The organism is Desulfospira joergensenii DSM 10085 (assembly GCF_000420085.1).
GTDB lineage: Bacteria > Desulfobacterota > Desulfobacteria > Desulfobacterales > Desulfobacteraceae > Desulfospira > Desulfospira joergensenii.
Genome location: NZ_ATUG01000002.1, coordinates 1217067 through 1233157, shown reverse-complemented (window position 1 = coordinate 1233157; position 16091 = coordinate 1217067). Strand labels below are relative to the sequence as shown.

Genomic DNA, 16091 nt, shown 5'->3' with positions numbered 1-16091 from the left:
ATACCTAAACTTACCGTTTCATCTTTGGATCCAGGGCGTCCCGGAGTCCGTCTCCGGCCAGGTTAAATGCCAGCACGGTCAAAAGGATGGCAAGCCCGGGAAAGGTGACCACCCACCAGGCCCTCTGGACAAATTGGAGGGCATTGGCCAGCATGGCACCCCATTCGGGTGTGGGCGGCTGGGCTCCCATGCCCAGGAATCCCAGATAAGCCGCATCCAGAATCGCAGTGGAAAAACCGAGAGTGGCCTGGACAATCAGGGGTGCCATGCAATTGGGTAAAAGAACGGCAAACATCATCCTGAAAGGACCTGATCCGCAGACCCGGGATGCGGTGACATAATCCTTACTTTTTTCCGAAATCACCGCCGCCCTTGTCAACCTTACGTAATGGGGCAGAACAACGACAGCAATGGCCAGAATGGCGTTCCGAAGACTCGGACCCAGGATGGCGACAATGGCCAGGGCCAGAAGCAGGCTGGGCAGGGCCAGGATAATGTCCATGAGCCGCATGACAACAACTTCATAGAATCCGCCGATATAACCGACGGTTACTCCGAGGATAATTCCGGCGGCAAGAGAAATGGTAACCACGATGACCCCCACAAGGAGACTGAGCCTTGCCCCGTAAATCAGGCGGGACATGATATCTCTGCCCACGTCATCTGTACCAAGAAAAAACTTGGTGGTGCCGCCTTCCATCCAGGACGGGGCTTGGAGAATGGCGTCCCTGTATTGATCAAAGGGGCTGTGCGGTGCTAGGTAATCCGCAAATACCGCAACAAGGATTGCAAAAAGAATAACATAAAGCCCCAGAACCGCACCCTTGTTTTCGCTGAAATAGATCCAGAACTCTTTCAAGGGATGCGGCGGCGCGAGACTGTTCTGGGACGGGGTTTGTGTTTCACTCATCTTATATTCCTACCGGTTGTATCGAATGCGGGGATTGATGATACCGTAAAGAAGATCCACCCCCAGATTGACAAAGATAATCAGGGTGGCGATGATCAGGATCCCGCCCTGTATGGCGGGATAATCCCGCCGTCTGATGGATTCCAGTATCCATTTCCCTATGCCGGGCCATGCAAAAATGGTCTCGGTCAGAATGGCACCGGCCAGCAGCACTCCTGTCTGGAGTCCGATGACCGTAATAACGGGGATCAGGGCGTTCCGAAGGGCATGGACCATGATCACCCGCCCCGGGGCCAGTCCCTTGGCCCTGGCAGTCCGGACATAGTCTTCCTGCAACACCTCCAGCATGGCAGAACGGGTCATCCTGGCGACAACCGCCAGGGGAATGGTGCCCAGGACAATGGAGGGCAGAATCAGATGACTCAACGCCGATATAAAGGCTCCCTTTTCATCGGATCTCAGGGCATCGATGAGCATGAAACCGGTATCGGCATCGATCCAGTAAAGAGCGGACAGTCTGCCGGATACCGGAGTCCAGCCCAGATGGACCGAAAAAAACAGAATCATTAAAAGACCCCACCAGAAAATCGGCATGGAATAGCCGGTCAAAGAAACCCCCATGACTGTATGATCAAAAACGGTGCCCCGCTTGACCCCGGCAATCACCCCGGCGGGCAGTCCCACCAGGATGGCAAAAATCATGGCGCAGAACGACAGTTCAAGGGTTGCCGGAAACAGGGTCAAAAATTCTTCCAGAACCGGTTTTTTGGTCACAAAAGACCGGCCCAGGTCTCCTTTGAAAACACCGCCGATATACTTGAGATACTGTTCATACAGGGGTTTGTCCAGGCCCATTTCAGCCCTCATGGCCGCATGCCGGGCCGGATCAATCCCCCGTTCCCCTGCCCGGAGTTCCACAGGGTCTCCCGGAATCAGGTGAATCAGCGAAAACGTCAGGAGAGTGACACCGAAAAAAGCGGGAACAATATGGGAGAACCGTCTTAAAAAAAATTGAATCATGATAAAACCGTCGTCTTCACATAAAGGGGACGGTACGGCAATAAGTCAGCCGTACCGCCGCTATCATTTTAAACCAACTTGATTATTTCAGATCCACGCCGTAAAAAATATGACCGCCAAAGGGGTCAATTTTGTAGTTGACAACGTTTTTACTCATGGGTTCGAATACCACAGAATGGGCAATGGTCACCCAGGGGGCCTGTTCCTTGAAAATCAGCTGGGCCTCTTCATAGAGCCGGGTTCTTTCCTTGATGTCAGCTGTCAGCTTGGCCTTCTTGAGCAGGTCATCAAAGGGTTTGTAGCACCACTGGGAACGGTTGGATGAGCCGACGGCGTCACAACCGAGAAGTACGGCCATGAAGTTGTCCGGATCTCCATTGTCTCCGGTCCAGCCCAGGAGCACGGTGGAGTGTTCGGCGTTCATGGAACGTTTGAGGTACTCCCCCCATTCATAGGAGACAATCTTGGCTTTGACCCCGACTTTTGACCAGTCTTCCTGGATAATTTCAGCCATTCTTCTTGCATTGGGATTGTAGGGGCGCTGTACAGGCATGGCCCAGATATCGGTCTCAAACCCGTTGGGGTATCCTGCTTCTGCCAACAGTTTTTTGGCTGTTGCCACGTCGTAGGAATAATCTTTGACCTGATCGTTGTACGACCAGATGGTAGGCGGGATGGGATTTTTGGCGATTTTGCCCGCGCCCTGGAAAACCGCATCGATAATGGCCTGTTTATTAATGGCCATGCTCAAAGCCTGGCGGACCCGCACATCGCTGAATTCCTTCTTCGTAACGTTAAAGGCCAGATATCCAACGTTCAGGCCTTCCTGCTCCATCAGGTTGATCTTGGGGTCTTTTCGCATCTGATCCAAATCCGCGGGATTGGGATAGGGCATCAGATGACATTCACCGGCTTTCAGCTTTGCATAACGAACCGATGCGTCCGGTGTAATGGAGAAAACCAGTTTATCTATCTTGGCACGGCCCATCCAGTAAGTGTCATGGGCTTCGTAGCGGATCATGGAATCCTTTTGATAGGAAACAAACTTAAAAGGGCCGGTTCCGACGGGTTTCTGGTCGAATTCTTCAGGGGTTCCGGCCTTGAGCATCTGATCTGCGAATTCTGCGGAATGGATGGAAGCAAAGTCCATGCCCAGGTTGGCGATAAAAGGTGCTTCCGGTTTGTTTAAGGTAAAAACCACCGTATAGTCATCCTTTTTCTCTATGGATTTGATCAGCTCCGGCATGCCCATGCCGGTGAAGTATTCATAGGAACCGCCGGAAACTTTGTTGTAGGGATGATTCTTATCGAATTGACGCATAAAGGAAAAAATGACGTCGTCTGCATTGAACTGACGGGTGGGTGTAAAAAATTTCGTGGAATGGAAATCAACCCCTTTTCTCAGGTGAAAGGTATAGACGGTACCGTCAGTAGATACATCCCAGGATGTAGCCAGTCCGGGAATGATTTTGGTGGTTCCGCGTTCAAAAAGCGCGAGCCGGTCAAAAACATTTTTGGATGTCGCATCAAATGTCGTACCTGCTGTGTAAAGGGCCGGGGTAAAACCTTCCGGACTGCCTTCCGAGCAGTAAACAAAAGTCTTGGCCTGAACCGTTGCGGCAAGCAGGCATACCAAAAGGACAAGGCTGGCGGCAGACAAAAATCTAGTCCATTTCATCTTTCTCTCTCCTCAAAAAAATAAGTTAATATTATAAGTGGCATTACAACCTTTCGGGAATCCGCAAATATATAGTACAATAATTTTTTGGATTCGGCGTTTGACAAACTATCTATTTACATTTGGACAGACCGGTCAAGAAAAAAGGCATCTGTCACTTGAAAACCTTTTTTTAAACAGCTCCGGATATCTCGTTTGTGCCATTATACAACAAAATTCTAACATGTCCAGAGCAATTCAAGGACATCAATTCAAGAGGAATTCCAATCCGTTCGATACTTTATTCCCTCTCATTTTCTATTCACAGGCCGGAAAGCCTTTTTATTCTATGATCCTGCCCCGGTCACCCGGCCATATCCCACAGGCATTGAGTACCAAGGCCATCTTTATTCTGTAAAGACAATACCATTTCTCCTTGTGGTGGATTACGACTCCCGTCTGGCAAAATAAGTTTGATTCCTTTTTTTCTCAACGACGAAAGTAACGATAATGAGAGAATTGTTAGGACGATAAAATGGTCCTCAAATCCCCATGAAAAGCGTAAAAATTCATTACCCGGATTTCAGGAACAGGTTAAGCGCCTCCAGTTGGGTTTCTGAAAAAACCCGGACTCCGAATCTGTCCAGCAGGGCTGAGGTTGTCCCCATGCCCGGGATCAATCGCCCCCTGAATTTCCCGTCATACACCCGGGAGCTGCCGCAGGACGGGCTTTTATCCTTTAACAGGGCAACAGAGATGTTCTTCCGGAGAATCAGTGCCAGGGCAAGCTCAGCCCCTTTGATAAAGGCCCGGGTCACATCTTCTCCCTGAACGGTTTTTATCCGGATCTTTCCATCCAGCCCCCCTGCCCCGGGCCCCCGGAGAATTTCGGCCGGGGGCCTTGGCATGGGAAGTCCCCCTTCCATTTCCGGACAGAACCGGACCAGGCGGCCTTGTTTTTTCCATTCCCGGATCAGGGGATGGTCCAGAGGGGCCAGGCGCCCGTCGTATCGGACCCGGTCCCCTGCCAGGCAGGCAGAGATTAGGATTTTTTCCATGGTCCTGAATCCCTATCAGAATGATCCGGTTTTTTCAAAAGAATTCCTAAAAAAACCATTGACTAATGGGAAATTACATGAGATGAATGATCATTCATTTTTAATAAACAGGGTTATTGCCGGAGGAACCAGGACTCACAGGTGGGTGATACAAATTTAAACTTTTATTTTTATTGTATAAAAGTTATATGGAATCAAGAGGATCCCCATGAAGAACTCCAGTGTATTCATGGATCAATCAGATGAAGGAAAATTCACTATCCAGGATGTAAACACCCATAGCAAACCCAAATTTTTCAGGAGGTTTTAAAATGGCACAGGTAATTTCCGACAGGCGGGACATTGAGTTTGTAATGCATGAAATGCTCAGGGCGGAAGAACTTGCAAATATCCATGAGGACTTTTCCGATTTCAATAAAAAAACCATAGACCTGATCATTTCAGAGGCCAGAAACTTTGCAGTCAAAGAACTGCTGCCGGCCAGCAAAGACGGAGATGAACAGGGATGTACCCTCAAAGACGGGGTGGTGACCACTCCGGACTCCTTTAAACGCCTCTTTGAACTCTACAACGAGGGGGAATGGCTTGCGCCCACGGAAGATCCGGAATGGGGGGGCCAGGGCATGCCCCGGACCGTGGCCTCGGCCGCTGCCGAATATTTTAACGGGGCCAACTACCCCTTTATGATGTACGGCGGACTCACCCAGGGCGCCGGCCATCTGGTGGAAAACTTCGGGACAAAAGAGCAGAAGGAAACCTACCTGAAAAATATGTTCACCGGCAAGTGGACCGGAACCATGCTCCTCACCGAACCCGGGGCCGGGTCCGATGTGGGGGCACTTACCACCAAGGCCGTTCCCAAGGGAGACGGAACTTACTCCATCACCGGCGAAAAGATCTTCATATCCGGCGGCGACCACGATCTGGCAGAGAACATCATCCATCCGGTCCTGGCCAGGATCGAGGGCGCACCGGAAGGTACCCGGGGGATTTCCCTGTTCCTCGTTCCCAAATACCGGGTCAATGAAGACGGAACCCTGGGAGAATTCAACGACGTCATCTGCACCGGACTTGAACATAAAATGGGCATCCACGGCAACTCCACCTGCTCCCTGGCCCTGGGCTCCAAGGGCAATTGCATCGGCACCCTCCTGGGTGAAGAGAACAAGGGCATGAAGGCCATGTTCCTGATGATGAACGAAGCCCGCCGTCTGGTGGGATTCCAGGGATTTGCCTGCGCCACCACGGCTTACATGTACGCCCTGGACTATGCCCGGAACCGGATTCAGGGCAAGGACCTGCTGGAGATGATGAACCCGGAGGCCAAATCCGTATCCATCATGCGCCATCCAGATGTCCGGCGTCAGCTCATGATGATGAAGACCTATGTGGAAGGCATGAGAACCCTGCTCTACTATGTCCAGTTCTGCGCAGACATGGCCAGAATCGCCCCCTCCCAGGAAGAAAAAGACAGATTTCAGGGATTTGTGGAGGTGTTGACCCCCATTGCCAAGGGCTATGTCACGGACAGGGCCTTTGAGGTCTGTTCCCAGGGCATGCAGGTTTACGGCGGATACGGTTTCATTGAAGAATATCCCATGGCCCAGCTCCTCCGGGACTGCCGGATCACCCTGATCTATGAAGGCACCAACGGGATCCAGGCCATGGATCTTCTGGGCCGGAAACTCGGTCTGAACAAGGGCAAGCCCATCATGGACCTCTTCGGCGAAATGCAGAAGACCCTGGGCGAAGCCAAACAGATTGAAGAACTCAAAGGATTTGCCGCCAAAGTGGAAGAAGCAGTCAACAAACTGGCTGAGGTGGCCGTTCACATGGGACAGACCGCCATGTCCGAAAAGGTCCTTTCCGCATTTGCCAATGCCCATCCCTTCCAGGATGCCACAGGTGACGCGGTCATGGCATGGCTCCTGCTGTGGCGGGCCGTCACTGCCGCCACCAAGCTGGAAAAAGCCAAGAAAAAGGACAAATCCTTTTACCGGGGCGTGATCAAATCCCTGCAGTTCTGGGTGGAGACCCAGCTGCCCGTTACCCTGGGCCGGTTTAACGCACTCATGAATACCAGTTCGGTTACGGTGGAAATAGAGGACGATATGTTTCCGAGTTAAGCGAGAACAGCTGGAACAGCGAGAGCGGCGAGAACTGCTTTGGCTGTTTTCCGTAGAAACTGTCCAGAACAAATATAAGCCCCTGGCTCCTATAAACGGATTATGGCAGCCAGGGGCTTTGTTTAATGATTATGGAATGGGATAAAGCATCCCATGACTCGAACTTGACTCCGCTTAACTCAGAACCTCCTGCAATCGTAACGCTTTCCCACGCTGCTCTCGCTGTTCCAGCTGATATAGCTGTTCTCGCTATTTTATTCTCCTATCTTCAAAACCTCCCGGGCATACCGGATGGACCGGATGCAGGCATCCATCTCCTTTTCCCGGGCCTGCTCCAGGCTGTCTTCCCCCATATCCCATTCGATCTCAAAGGTGATGCGGTCGGCGGGGGAAAGTTCCCGGATGGTCTTGTACACCTTTCGGCAGTCAATATCCCCGTCGCCCAGGGCCACGCCGTGGAACCGGATGCCGAACTGGTCCCGGGTCAGTTTATGATCACAGAAATGATTGCAAAAGGCAAAGGGGGCCAGTTTTTCCACGGCTGTCTCTGGATTCTCAAGCACGCCCATGGAGTTGACTGTATCCACGCAGGTCCCCACCAGGGGATGGCTGATCCTTTTAACGAGCCAGAGGACTTCCTCTGCAAATGTTTCCGTATGGTTTTCCACGGCCAGTTGGATGCCGGTTTTTTCCAGCAGGGGGAGAACCTCCAGGATTTCATCGTATGCATCGCAGAGCTGACGCATGACTTCGGGGTGGAAACAGGATCCGTAAAGGGGCCGGGGCCGCCGGATATCCAGGCTGAGCTTGGCCAGGGCCGCCCCGATTTTTTCTGCGATGCCGATCCCGTCGGCCAGCTTATCCGTGAGCCTGGGATCGAATTCTTCATCCCGGGAAAAGTTGTACTCCAGATAGAGGTTATGATTCTTGGCCGCTTTCCTGACCTGCTCCAGGCGGGCATCGTCCTTGGTCTCCAGATCGCACCCGGTGATGTGAAGCCCGTCCAGGCCCCATTCAACCGCCAGATCCATGAGCCGGAACAGATCAATCTCTTTTGGACGGGGATCGGCCCGGATGCCCCAGTTCTGACCCAGGCCCCATAGGTGCAGGGTATAGGTGTGAAGTCCCAGTTTCATTTTTTTGGTCATGGTTATTCTCCCCAGGATTTGATTTTAGGCCACCTCTAATAATTGCCTTTTGGCCGGATTTCTTCGTTGCATGAAAATTTTAATCCTCGAAATATTAAGTATATTCCTCTGGTTAAAATTTTAATGCGCCTTGAACTCAAACCAAAATCCTAATGATTAGAGATACCCTTTACATTTATCTTCATCGTAACAGCAACCATTGTGCCAGGAAAAGCCAAAAGGCGAAAGCCGAAAGCCGGAGGGTCTGTTGGCAGGGGATTGCAACAGTGGCCGGCCTGAAACCTGAACCCCCGGATCCATAAAGAAATTTTTATTTTTAAGTGTAAAATTCGAACCTGGTTAAAATTTTTTGACATTTCATTTTCAGCCGGTCCCTGATTGACTCCCCATGGAATTTACTGGTATGAATCTTAAGAAAGGGCAGAATCCCCGGGGCCGACTTTTGAGTTAGGCCTTTTGGCTTTAGGCTTATTACAGGAAAATTGAAGATGCTGAAAACCGTCAATATAATGGAAATTGAGTTTAAAAGCTATGCTGAAAGCGTGCCTGAACTCCTGGACCGCATCCGGGCAGGAAAAGGACTCCAGAAGCAGAAAACCCTTCTTCTCAAACCCAACCTGGTCAACGCAAGTCCTTTTCCGGTGACCACTTCCCCTGAACTCTGCCGGGCCGTCATTGAGTACGTCCGCAGACATACCCGGGCGAGGCTGATCATCGGGGAGGGGTGCGGAGATGATGTAATGGAAACACCGGAAGTATTCGCCACCCTGGGATATGACCGCCTGGCCCGGGAGCTGGATGTGGAACTCATGGACCTGAACCATGCCCCCCTGGTCCGGCTGGAGAACAGGGAAAATGAGATATTTCCCGAGATCTATCTCCCTGAAATTGCCTTTGAAAGCTACGTGATCTCCCTGCCCGTGCTCAAGGCCCATTCCCTGGCCGTCATGACCGGCACCCTGAAGAATATGATGGGATTTGCCCCGCCTCAACATTATTCCGGGGGCGGATTCTGGAAAAAAGCCTTTTTCCATGCCAGGATGCATCAGTCCATCCGGGAGCTGAACCGTTTTCTTGTCCCGGACCTGACCCTGATGGACGCCAGTGTGGGGCTGTGCCAGTATCACCTTGGCGGCCCCGAGTGCAGCCCTCCCCTGAACCGGCTCATGGCCGGGATGGATCCCTTTGAAATTGACCGGGCCGGTGCCCGGCTTCTCGGTCTGGATCCCCAGAGGATTCCCCATATTTTACCGGCCTGAATCCGGGTTCGCCGCCGGGGAGAATATTTTCCCTTGACCCGGACATCCTCTGAATATTACAATTCAGACAGCTTGCGCGACAATGCGTATACACTTTCTTTCCCCTGACTGCCCCTGCCCGGAACCTGTCCTTCTTTTTTTCCTGCGGCTTTTGTCCTGAAATTTCTCTTCCCGGATTTTATAAATCATATTTCTCTGAACAGGTATTTTTAAAAACATGAATTTTTTAAAAAACCAAAGGAGGTAAATGATGAGAGTAGAACCCAAAAATATCATGTGCGCCATTGATTTTTCAGAATTTTCCCAACAGGTTCTGGCCTATGGCCAGGCCATGGCCCGAAAGTTTGACGCCGGACTTTCCCTCTGCCATGTGGTATCCAATATGGTCCTTGTATCGAGTGCCGGCCAGGCATATATTGCCTCGAGCAAAATTGAAGAGGAGAGACGGGAAGAGGCGGCCGCCCGTCTCAAGGCCCTGGCCGGAAAGCTTGACATGCCCTGTGAAATCATCCTGGCGGCCGGGCATCCGGCAGAGATGATCAGCGAAACTGCCGTGGAGAACGAAATCGATTTTGTAATTGCCGCCACCCACGGCGGATCCGGGATCAAACGCTTCCTCGTGGGATCGGTGACAGACCGCCTGGTAAAAATCCTGCCCGTCCCCCTTCTGGTTCTCCACTCCGATGCGGGTCGCCCCTTTTTCCCGGAAGGCCGGGAGATCAGCATGAAACGGATCCTTGTGGGATGTGATTTTTCCCCGGATTCAAAGCTGGCCTTTGACTACGGCCTGAGCCTTGCCCAGGAATTCCAGGCCGAGCTGTTTCTTACCCACGTGATCCGGCCTTCGGAGCGGGTTCAGTTCTCAAGCGCAGACTATATCAAAATCCAGGAAGGGGATTACCTGGGATGGACCCCTGCCGACTATCTTGACCTGCAAAAGGAGAGCCGTTCCTACGAGGATCAGGTCAGAAACGGACTGGTGAGCCGGGTTGAACGGCAGATGGACCAGATGGTCCCGGAAGACTGCCGGGCCTGGTGTACCCCGATCACCACTGTTTTGGACGGGGAACCCTATTCGGAACTGATCCGCTTTGCCGAGCAGGAAAAGGCGGACATCATTGTCCTGGGGATCCGGGGACACGGCCTTTTGGAAAGATTTCTCGTGGGCTCTACAACGGACCGGGTCATCAGCCGGGGCCGGTGTCCGGTGCTGGCCGTCCGCCAGGCGTCCTGAAAAAAGATTTTTCTTTTGGCTGGAAACATGGTATGCTTCGCCCCTAAATGATCAACATATCAATATATATTTATATGAGGCGCATTCATGAAGCAATTCAAGGCCAACTCACTCCCCCTGCTCATCGGCAGCCTTCCCATGGACAATCACAAAGAGGCCACGGACCTGGTATTTGAACACACCCCTGAAATTCCCCTCTGGGTTCAGCTCCCCATGTACCGGCAGGAAGGCATGATCGATCAGTTTCTGCCGGGCCTTCCCGGGCTGGCCCGGCAGGAAGACAAACTCTTTCTGGATACCCAGAAAGAGGAATTTGACCCAGAATTTCTGGCCTTTTTTGAAGAATATCTGACCCTGTCGGATCCGGGAGCGGATCTCAAAGAATCCAGGTTTGCATTTGACACGGAAACCGGAAAGGGATTTTTCGAATTTTTACGCCAGGTGGATGAGCGTAAAGGAGGATACCCGGCACTCAAGGGCCAGGTCACAGGCCCCATCACCTTTGCCACCTCGGTCAAGGATGAAAACAACAGGGACATCTTCTACAATGACCAGCTCAGGGATGCCGCCCTGAAAAAGCTGGCCTTAAATGCCCGGTGGCAGGCCCGGGAATTTAAAAAAAGGACAGAGGTTCCCATCATCTTCATGGATGAACCGGCCCTGGCCGGATTCGGGACATCCGCCTATATCACCATCACCCAGAAGGACGTGAAGGAGAGTCTGGAGGAAATCGCCCGGGAAATCCACGCCGAAGACGGACTGGCAGGGGTTCATGTCTGCGCCAATACCGAGTGGGATATGCTGTTGTCGGCCAATATCGATATCATCTCCTTTGACGCCTTTTCCTATTTTGACCGGTTCATCCTTTATCCGGACCGGGTCAGGGCCTTTCTGGAAAAGGGAGGAATCCTGGCCTGGGGCATCGTTCCCACGGCCAATGCAGAAGAGATTGCCGCCCAGACCGTTGAAGGACTGGTAAAAAAGCTGGAAGGCCAGATCCGGCAGGTCACGGATCTGGGAATTTCCCGGGACAAGGTCCTGGAACAGATCTTTATCACGCCCAGCTGCGGGACCGGATCCCTGGATCTGGAATCTGCCAAAAAAGTCCTTTTTTTGACCCGGGAGGTATCCAAAATTATCCGCAGCGAATAATCCCGGATCGGATCGCTCAATAAGGGTTTATCCTTGACTGTTCGGCGGATTCGTTCTATTTTCCCACAGGATAAAGATTTGTGCGGGAGCATGGTCAACATGCTGAGAGGGATTGCAAAATCCGACCGTTCATGACCTGATCCGGTTAATGCCGGCGGAGGGAATTCAATTCTGCGACCATTCTCTTTTAATCAGGCCTTGATTTCCCTGATTATCTGCAGAATGGTTTTTTTTTGGAGGAAAAATGAAAGTTTTCAGATTTATACTGTCTGTGGCCTGCCTTGGATTCATGCTCGTTTCCGCCTGTTCGGAACAGGAGGACAAACCGGCACAGGCTTCAGCGCCGGACCTGCCAGCCATCACGATCATGACCCATGACAGTTTCAGCATCAGCAAAGAAGTGGCAGTCGCCCTGGAAGAAGAATGCAGGGTCAAACTGACCATTCTCAAATCCGGGGACGCCGGGGAGGCCCTGAACAAAGCCGTTCTCACAAAAAACAATCCCCTGGCCGATATCTTCTACGGTGTGGACAACACCTTTTTAAGCCGGGCCCTGGACGAGGATATCTTCCTTTCCCATGCGCCGGCCCATCTTGCCGATGTGGAGGATTCCCTGAAACTGGATCCCCAAAACCGGCTCATCCCCGTGGATTACGGGGATGTGTGCGTCAATTTTGACCTCCAATGGTTTGAACAGGCAGGCAAGCCCATTCCCGCCATGCTGGAAGATCTGACCGACCCCAAGTATAAAGGACTCCTGGTGGTGGAAAATCCGGCCACCTCCTCCCCGGGCCTGGCCTTTTTACTGGCCACCATCAGCCGGTTCGGGCCGGACGGGTATATTGATTATTGGAAAAAGCTCAAGGCCAATGATCTGCTCATCACCAACGGATGGAAAGAGGCATACTGGGGGAAGTTTACCGCGGCATCCCAGGGGAACCGCCCCCTGGTGGTGAGCTACGCCTCAAGCCCGGCGGCAGAGGTGTTCTATGCAGAGACCAAGCCGGAAAAAGCCCCCACAGGGGTGATGACGGAAAACGGGTCCGCCTTCCGGCAGATTGAATTTGCCGGGATCTTAAAAGGAACCTCCAGACCGGAATCGGCGAAAAAGGTCATGGATTTCCTCCTTTCCCCCAGGTTCCAGGAAGACATCCCCTTGCAGATGTTTGTTTTCCCGGCCAATACCAAGGCCGGTCTGCCCACGGTATTCCGGGAACATGCAAAGATAACCCGGGAGCCTGCCCGACTGGACCCCGGACAGATTGACGAAAACCGGGACAACTGGATTAGGGAATGGACGGAAAACATGCTTTAAATCCCGGTAAAATCCGGGTTCATCCCTATGCACTGGCCGGACTGGTTCCGGCCGGTTTTTTCCTGGTCTTCTATTTCTATCCCCTGTCCGGCATCTTCTGGAAAAGCTTTTTTTCCGATCCCACCCCCTGGCTTACGACCCTGGACCGGGTATTCTCTTCTCCCAGGACCATGAGAATCATCTGGTTCACCTTCTGGCAGGCCGGGGTCTCCACCCTCTTAACCCTGATCTTCGCCTTTCCCTGTGCCTTTGTCCTGGCCACGTACTCTTTCAGGGGCAAACGATTTCTGACCACCATCGCCTCCATCCCCTTTGTGCTTCCCGCCATTGTGGTGGCGGCTGCTTTCCAGGCCCTGCTGGGAAATCAGAGCCTTATTTTCGGACTCCGGATCAACCATCCCCTGGTCCTTATCTTCCTGGCCCATCTCTTTTACAATTTTTCAGTCATGCTCAGGATCATTTCAGGATTCTGGACCTGCCTGGAAACCCGGATCAAGGAGGCGGCCGGGGTTCTGGGCGCCTCCCCCCGGCAGGTCTTTATCCATGTCACCCTGCCCCTTTTAAAACCGGCGATCCTGGCCGCCTGCACCCTGGTCTTTATCTTCTGCTTTTCAAGCTTCGGTATTATCCTCATCCTGGGAGGCCCGTCCTATTCCACCATAGAGGCGGAGATTTACCGGCAGGCCGCCCATCTCTTCAACCTGCCTGCAGCATCTCTTCTCTCCCTGGTTCAGATTTTGTTCACCTTCGGACTCATGCGCGCCTATACCTCTTTGACCCGAAAAGCAGCCCAGTTTTCCCCGGAACCGAACCCGGCCCGCCTGAGAACAGCCCGAAAACCCTGGGAAAAACTTGCCGTCGCCTCTGTCTGGTCTTTTGTTTTAGGCCTCTGTGCCCTGCCCCTCCTGGCCCTGGTCAAAGAGTCCCTGGTTTACAAGGGAAAGTTCTCTATCATCTTTTACCGGGCCCTCTTTGAGAACCTGTCTGACTCGGTCTTTTATATCCCGCCGGTCCATGCGGTGAAATTCTCCCTGATCTTCGCCTGTACAGCCCTGATCATCGCCGTCCTTACCGGGATCTGCGCCGCCCTGTTCATCCGGTACTGCGACCGGAACCTCAAAGGGAAATGGGCCTCGTTCATGGATCCGATTTTCATGCTGCCCCTGTCCACCTCCGCCGTTACCCTGGGATTCGGCATCGTGATCACCCTGGACAAACCGCCCCTGAACCTGAGGACTTCCATCTTCCTGGTTCCCATTGCCCATGCCCTTGTTGGCTTTCCCTTTGTTCTCAGGGCCGTGGTGCCGGCCTTGAGATCTGTCCCGGAAAATCTCCATGACGCCGCATCCCTGCTGGGGGCATCCCCCCTGAGAATTCTAAGGGAAATCGACCTGCCCCTGATATCGAGGAGCCTGGCAGCCGGCGCTATTTTTTCCTTTACCATGAGCCTGGGGGAATTCGGGGCCACCATCTTCACAGCCCGGCCCGGGACTCCGACCATCCCCGTGGCCATATACCGGTTCCTGGGGCAGCCCGGCGCCATGAACTACGGCCAGGCCATGGCCATGTCAAGTCTCCTCATGGGGGTCACGGCCCTTGGATTTATTTTCATCGACCGCCTCAGAAAAAATACCCGGGAAGACTTTTAACCCGAAGAAAGGACCTTTAATGAAGGAAGAACTCGTCTTAGATCAGATTCACAAGACCACGGACCAGGGGGAAATTGCGCTCTTTGATATCAGCTTCAGCCTGACCCGGGGGGACAAGCTTTCCATCCTGGGACCTTCGGGCTCGGGAAAGACCACTTTACTTCGGATCATTTCAGGACTGGAAAAACAGAATTTCGGCACCATCCGCTTCAACGGACGCTCCATGGACCTTAGCCCGCCCCACAAGAGGAATTTCGGCATGATGTTCCAGGAATTCGCCCTGTTCCCCCATCTGAACGTGTTCGACAACATCGGATTCGGCCTGAAGATGAAAGGATGGAACCGGCACCGGGTCCGGAGCCGGGTGGATGAGATGCTGGACCTGGTCAACCTGACCGGGTTCGGGAACCGGAATCCCCTGGAACTTTCCGGGGGAGAGCGCCAGAGGGTGGCCCTGGCCCGGACCCTGGCTCCCCGGCCGGAACTGGTCATGCTGGACGAGCCCTTAAGCTCCCTGGACCGGGTATTGAGAAAAAAGCTCCTGGCACAATTGGTGCGGATCCTGTCTTCACTCAACATCACCACGATCTTTGTCACCCATGACCATGAGGAGGCCTTTGCCGCAGGCCAAAGAATCATGATCCTCAACCAGGGCCGGATCGAACAGTCCGGCACCCCGGAAGACCTTATTCGCAGGCCTGCCAACGAATTTGTCAGGTCATTTATCGGCAGTCCCGGGATCGGCACGGATTCGGGCAATCCTGGGAGATCCTGACCCTGCCCGGGAGCCTATCCGGAATTTTCCGCCACGGCCTCGGCCCTGAAATCCCCGGTTTCCCGTCCAAGGGACCTAAAATAACCGGGATAGGCCTCCAATAAGTCGCTGATAATCCGCTGCCAGGGAAGATCGGCAAAGGTCCCGTGGTCCCGGACATATTCCATGTGCCGGTTTCCCAGGGCGTCAAGGGGATGAAAAACGGAATCACCGGTTCCGTCAAACTCCAGGGGTTTGACCTGGAACGCCTCACACAGACTCAAATTGAATGCCGGCGTGGCCTTGACCCATTTCCCGTTCAGATGAATATCCGTATACCCGTGCCATATAAAAAGGTCCGTCTCCATCATCTCCTTGAGGCGTCCCGTGACCAGATGGTTTCTCACATCGGCGAATCCCAGCCGGGCCGGGATGGCCTGGCTCCTGAGACAGGCCGCCAGCAGAACCGCCTTGGCCACGCAATACCCCTCCCCCTGTTCCAGTATCCGGCTGGCCTGCATACTGCTCTTTTCCGGATCAATGGCGTAGGGGTTGTACCGGATTTCATCCCTGACCCCGTAGTAGAGACTGACGGCACGGTCAATATCGGTTTTCCCGCCCTTGCACAGCCTGTCTGAAAAGGCTTTTATCCGGGGATGGTCTTTATCTATAAAATAGGTGTCACTCAAGTATTTATCCATTTTCTGTCTCTTTTCCACTCAAAATTATCAGCAAACCCGCTTACAGACATTGTCAATTATCCACCCTCAATTATCAATTATTTTATGTGCTTTCCATGAAATTCTTTG

13 protein-coding genes and 1 riboswitch are annotated in these 16091 nt (G+C 52.8%); of the genes, 7 read left to right on the top strand and 6 right to left on the bottom strand.

The window, feature by feature from the left end:
* Window positions 1-10: 10 nt before the first annotated feature.
* The 4 genes from F608_RS0118080 to F608_RS0118065 form a co-directional block, all read right to left on the bottom strand.
* Window positions 11-910: an ABC transporter permease subunit gene (locus F608_RS0118080; protein ID WP_022667063.1), complete on the bottom strand. Its 900-nt coding sequence runs from the start codon at window positions 908-910 to the stop codon at window positions 11-13.
* 9 nt (window positions 911-919) lie between these two features.
* On the bottom strand, window positions 920-1930 hold the full coding sequence (locus tag F608_RS0118075; protein ID WP_022667062.1) for an ABC transporter permease subunit: 1011 nt from the start codon (window positions 1928-1930) through the stop codon (window positions 920-922).
* Between the two features lie 82 nt (window positions 1931-2012).
* Window positions 2013-3608 carry an ABC transporter substrate-binding protein gene (locus tag F608_RS0118070; protein WP_027362876.1) on the bottom strand — a complete coding sequence of 532 codons (1596 nt, stop codon included), beginning with the start codon at window positions 3606-3608 and terminating at the stop codon, window positions 2013-2015.
* A gap of 551 nt (window positions 3609-4159) precedes the next feature.
* Window positions 4160-4645 carry a 2-thiouracil desulfurase family protein gene (locus F608_RS0118065; protein ID WP_022667060.1) on the bottom strand — a complete coding sequence of 162 codons (486 nt, stop codon included), beginning with the start codon at window positions 4643-4645 and terminating at the stop codon, window positions 4160-4162.
* A gap of 311 nt (window positions 4646-4956) precedes the next feature.
* Between F608_RS0118065 and F608_RS0118050 the strand changes: the two genes are divergently transcribed.
* Window positions 4957-6771, top strand: coding sequence for an acyl-CoA dehydrogenase (locus F608_RS0118050; protein WP_022667057.1), 1815 nt, complete (start codon window positions 4957-4959; stop codon window positions 6769-6771).
* 254 nt (window positions 6772-7025) lie between these two features.
* On the opposite strand, the gene F608_RS0118045 is transcribed toward F608_RS0118050, so the two are convergent.
* Window positions 7026-7919, bottom strand: coding sequence for a sugar phosphate isomerase/epimerase family protein (locus tag F608_RS0118045; RefSeq protein WP_022667055.1), 894 nt, complete (start codon window positions 7917-7919; stop codon window positions 7026-7028).
* Window positions 7920-8407: 488 nt separating this feature from the next.
* Here F608_RS0118045 and F608_RS0118040 point away from each other — a divergent pair, with 488 nt between their 5' ends.
* From F608_RS0118040 to F608_RS32505, 6 genes are all read left to right on the top strand, one after another.
* On the top strand, window positions 8408-9178 hold the full coding sequence (locus tag F608_RS0118040; RefSeq protein ID WP_022667054.1) for a DUF362 domain-containing protein: 771 nt from the start codon (window positions 8408-8410) through the stop codon (window positions 9176-9178).
* A gap of 247 nt (window positions 9179-9425) precedes the next feature.
* Window positions 9426-10412: a universal stress protein gene (locus F608_RS0118030; protein WP_244154306.1), complete on the top strand. Its 987-nt coding sequence runs from the start codon at window positions 9426-9428 to the stop codon at window positions 10410-10412.
* Window positions 10413-10499: 87 nt separating this feature from the next.
* Complete coding sequence (locus F608_RS0118025) at window positions 10500-11564, top strand: uroporphyrinogen decarboxylase/cobalamine-independent methonine synthase family protein (protein ID WP_022667051.1); 1065 nt, start codon at window positions 10500-10502, stop codon at window positions 11562-11564.
* Window positions 11565-11636: 72 nt separating this feature from the next.
* Window positions 11637-11744, top strand: a riboswitch (TPP riboswitch).
* 64 nt (window positions 11745-11808) lie between these two features.
* Complete coding sequence (locus tag F608_RS0118020; protein ID WP_022667050.1) at window positions 11809-12879, top strand: thiamine ABC transporter substrate-binding protein; 1071 nt, start codon at window positions 11809-11811, stop codon at window positions 12877-12879.
* Entirely contained in the window at window positions 12858-14528 is a 1671-nt protein-coding gene (locus F608_RS0118015) for an ABC transporter permease (RefSeq protein ID WP_022667049.1), read from the top strand. Before F608_RS0118020 ends, F608_RS0118015 begins: the two co-directional genes overlap by 22 nt.
* Window positions 14529-14547: 19 nt before the next feature.
* Window positions 14548-15303, top strand: a complete 756-nt coding sequence (locus tag F608_RS32505; protein ID WP_022667048.1) for an ABC transporter ATP-binding protein — start codon at window positions 14548-14550, stop codon at window positions 15301-15303.
* 14 nt (window positions 15304-15317) lie between these two features.
* Here the strand turns inward: F608_RS32505 and F608_RS0118005 are convergent, their stop codons facing one another.
* Window positions 15318-15983 (bottom strand): transglutaminase-like domain-containing protein, encoded by a 666-nt coding sequence (locus F608_RS0118005; protein ID WP_022667047.1) that lies wholly within the window; start codon window positions 15981-15983, stop codon window positions 15318-15320.
* Window positions 15984-16091: the final 108 nt, after the last annotated feature.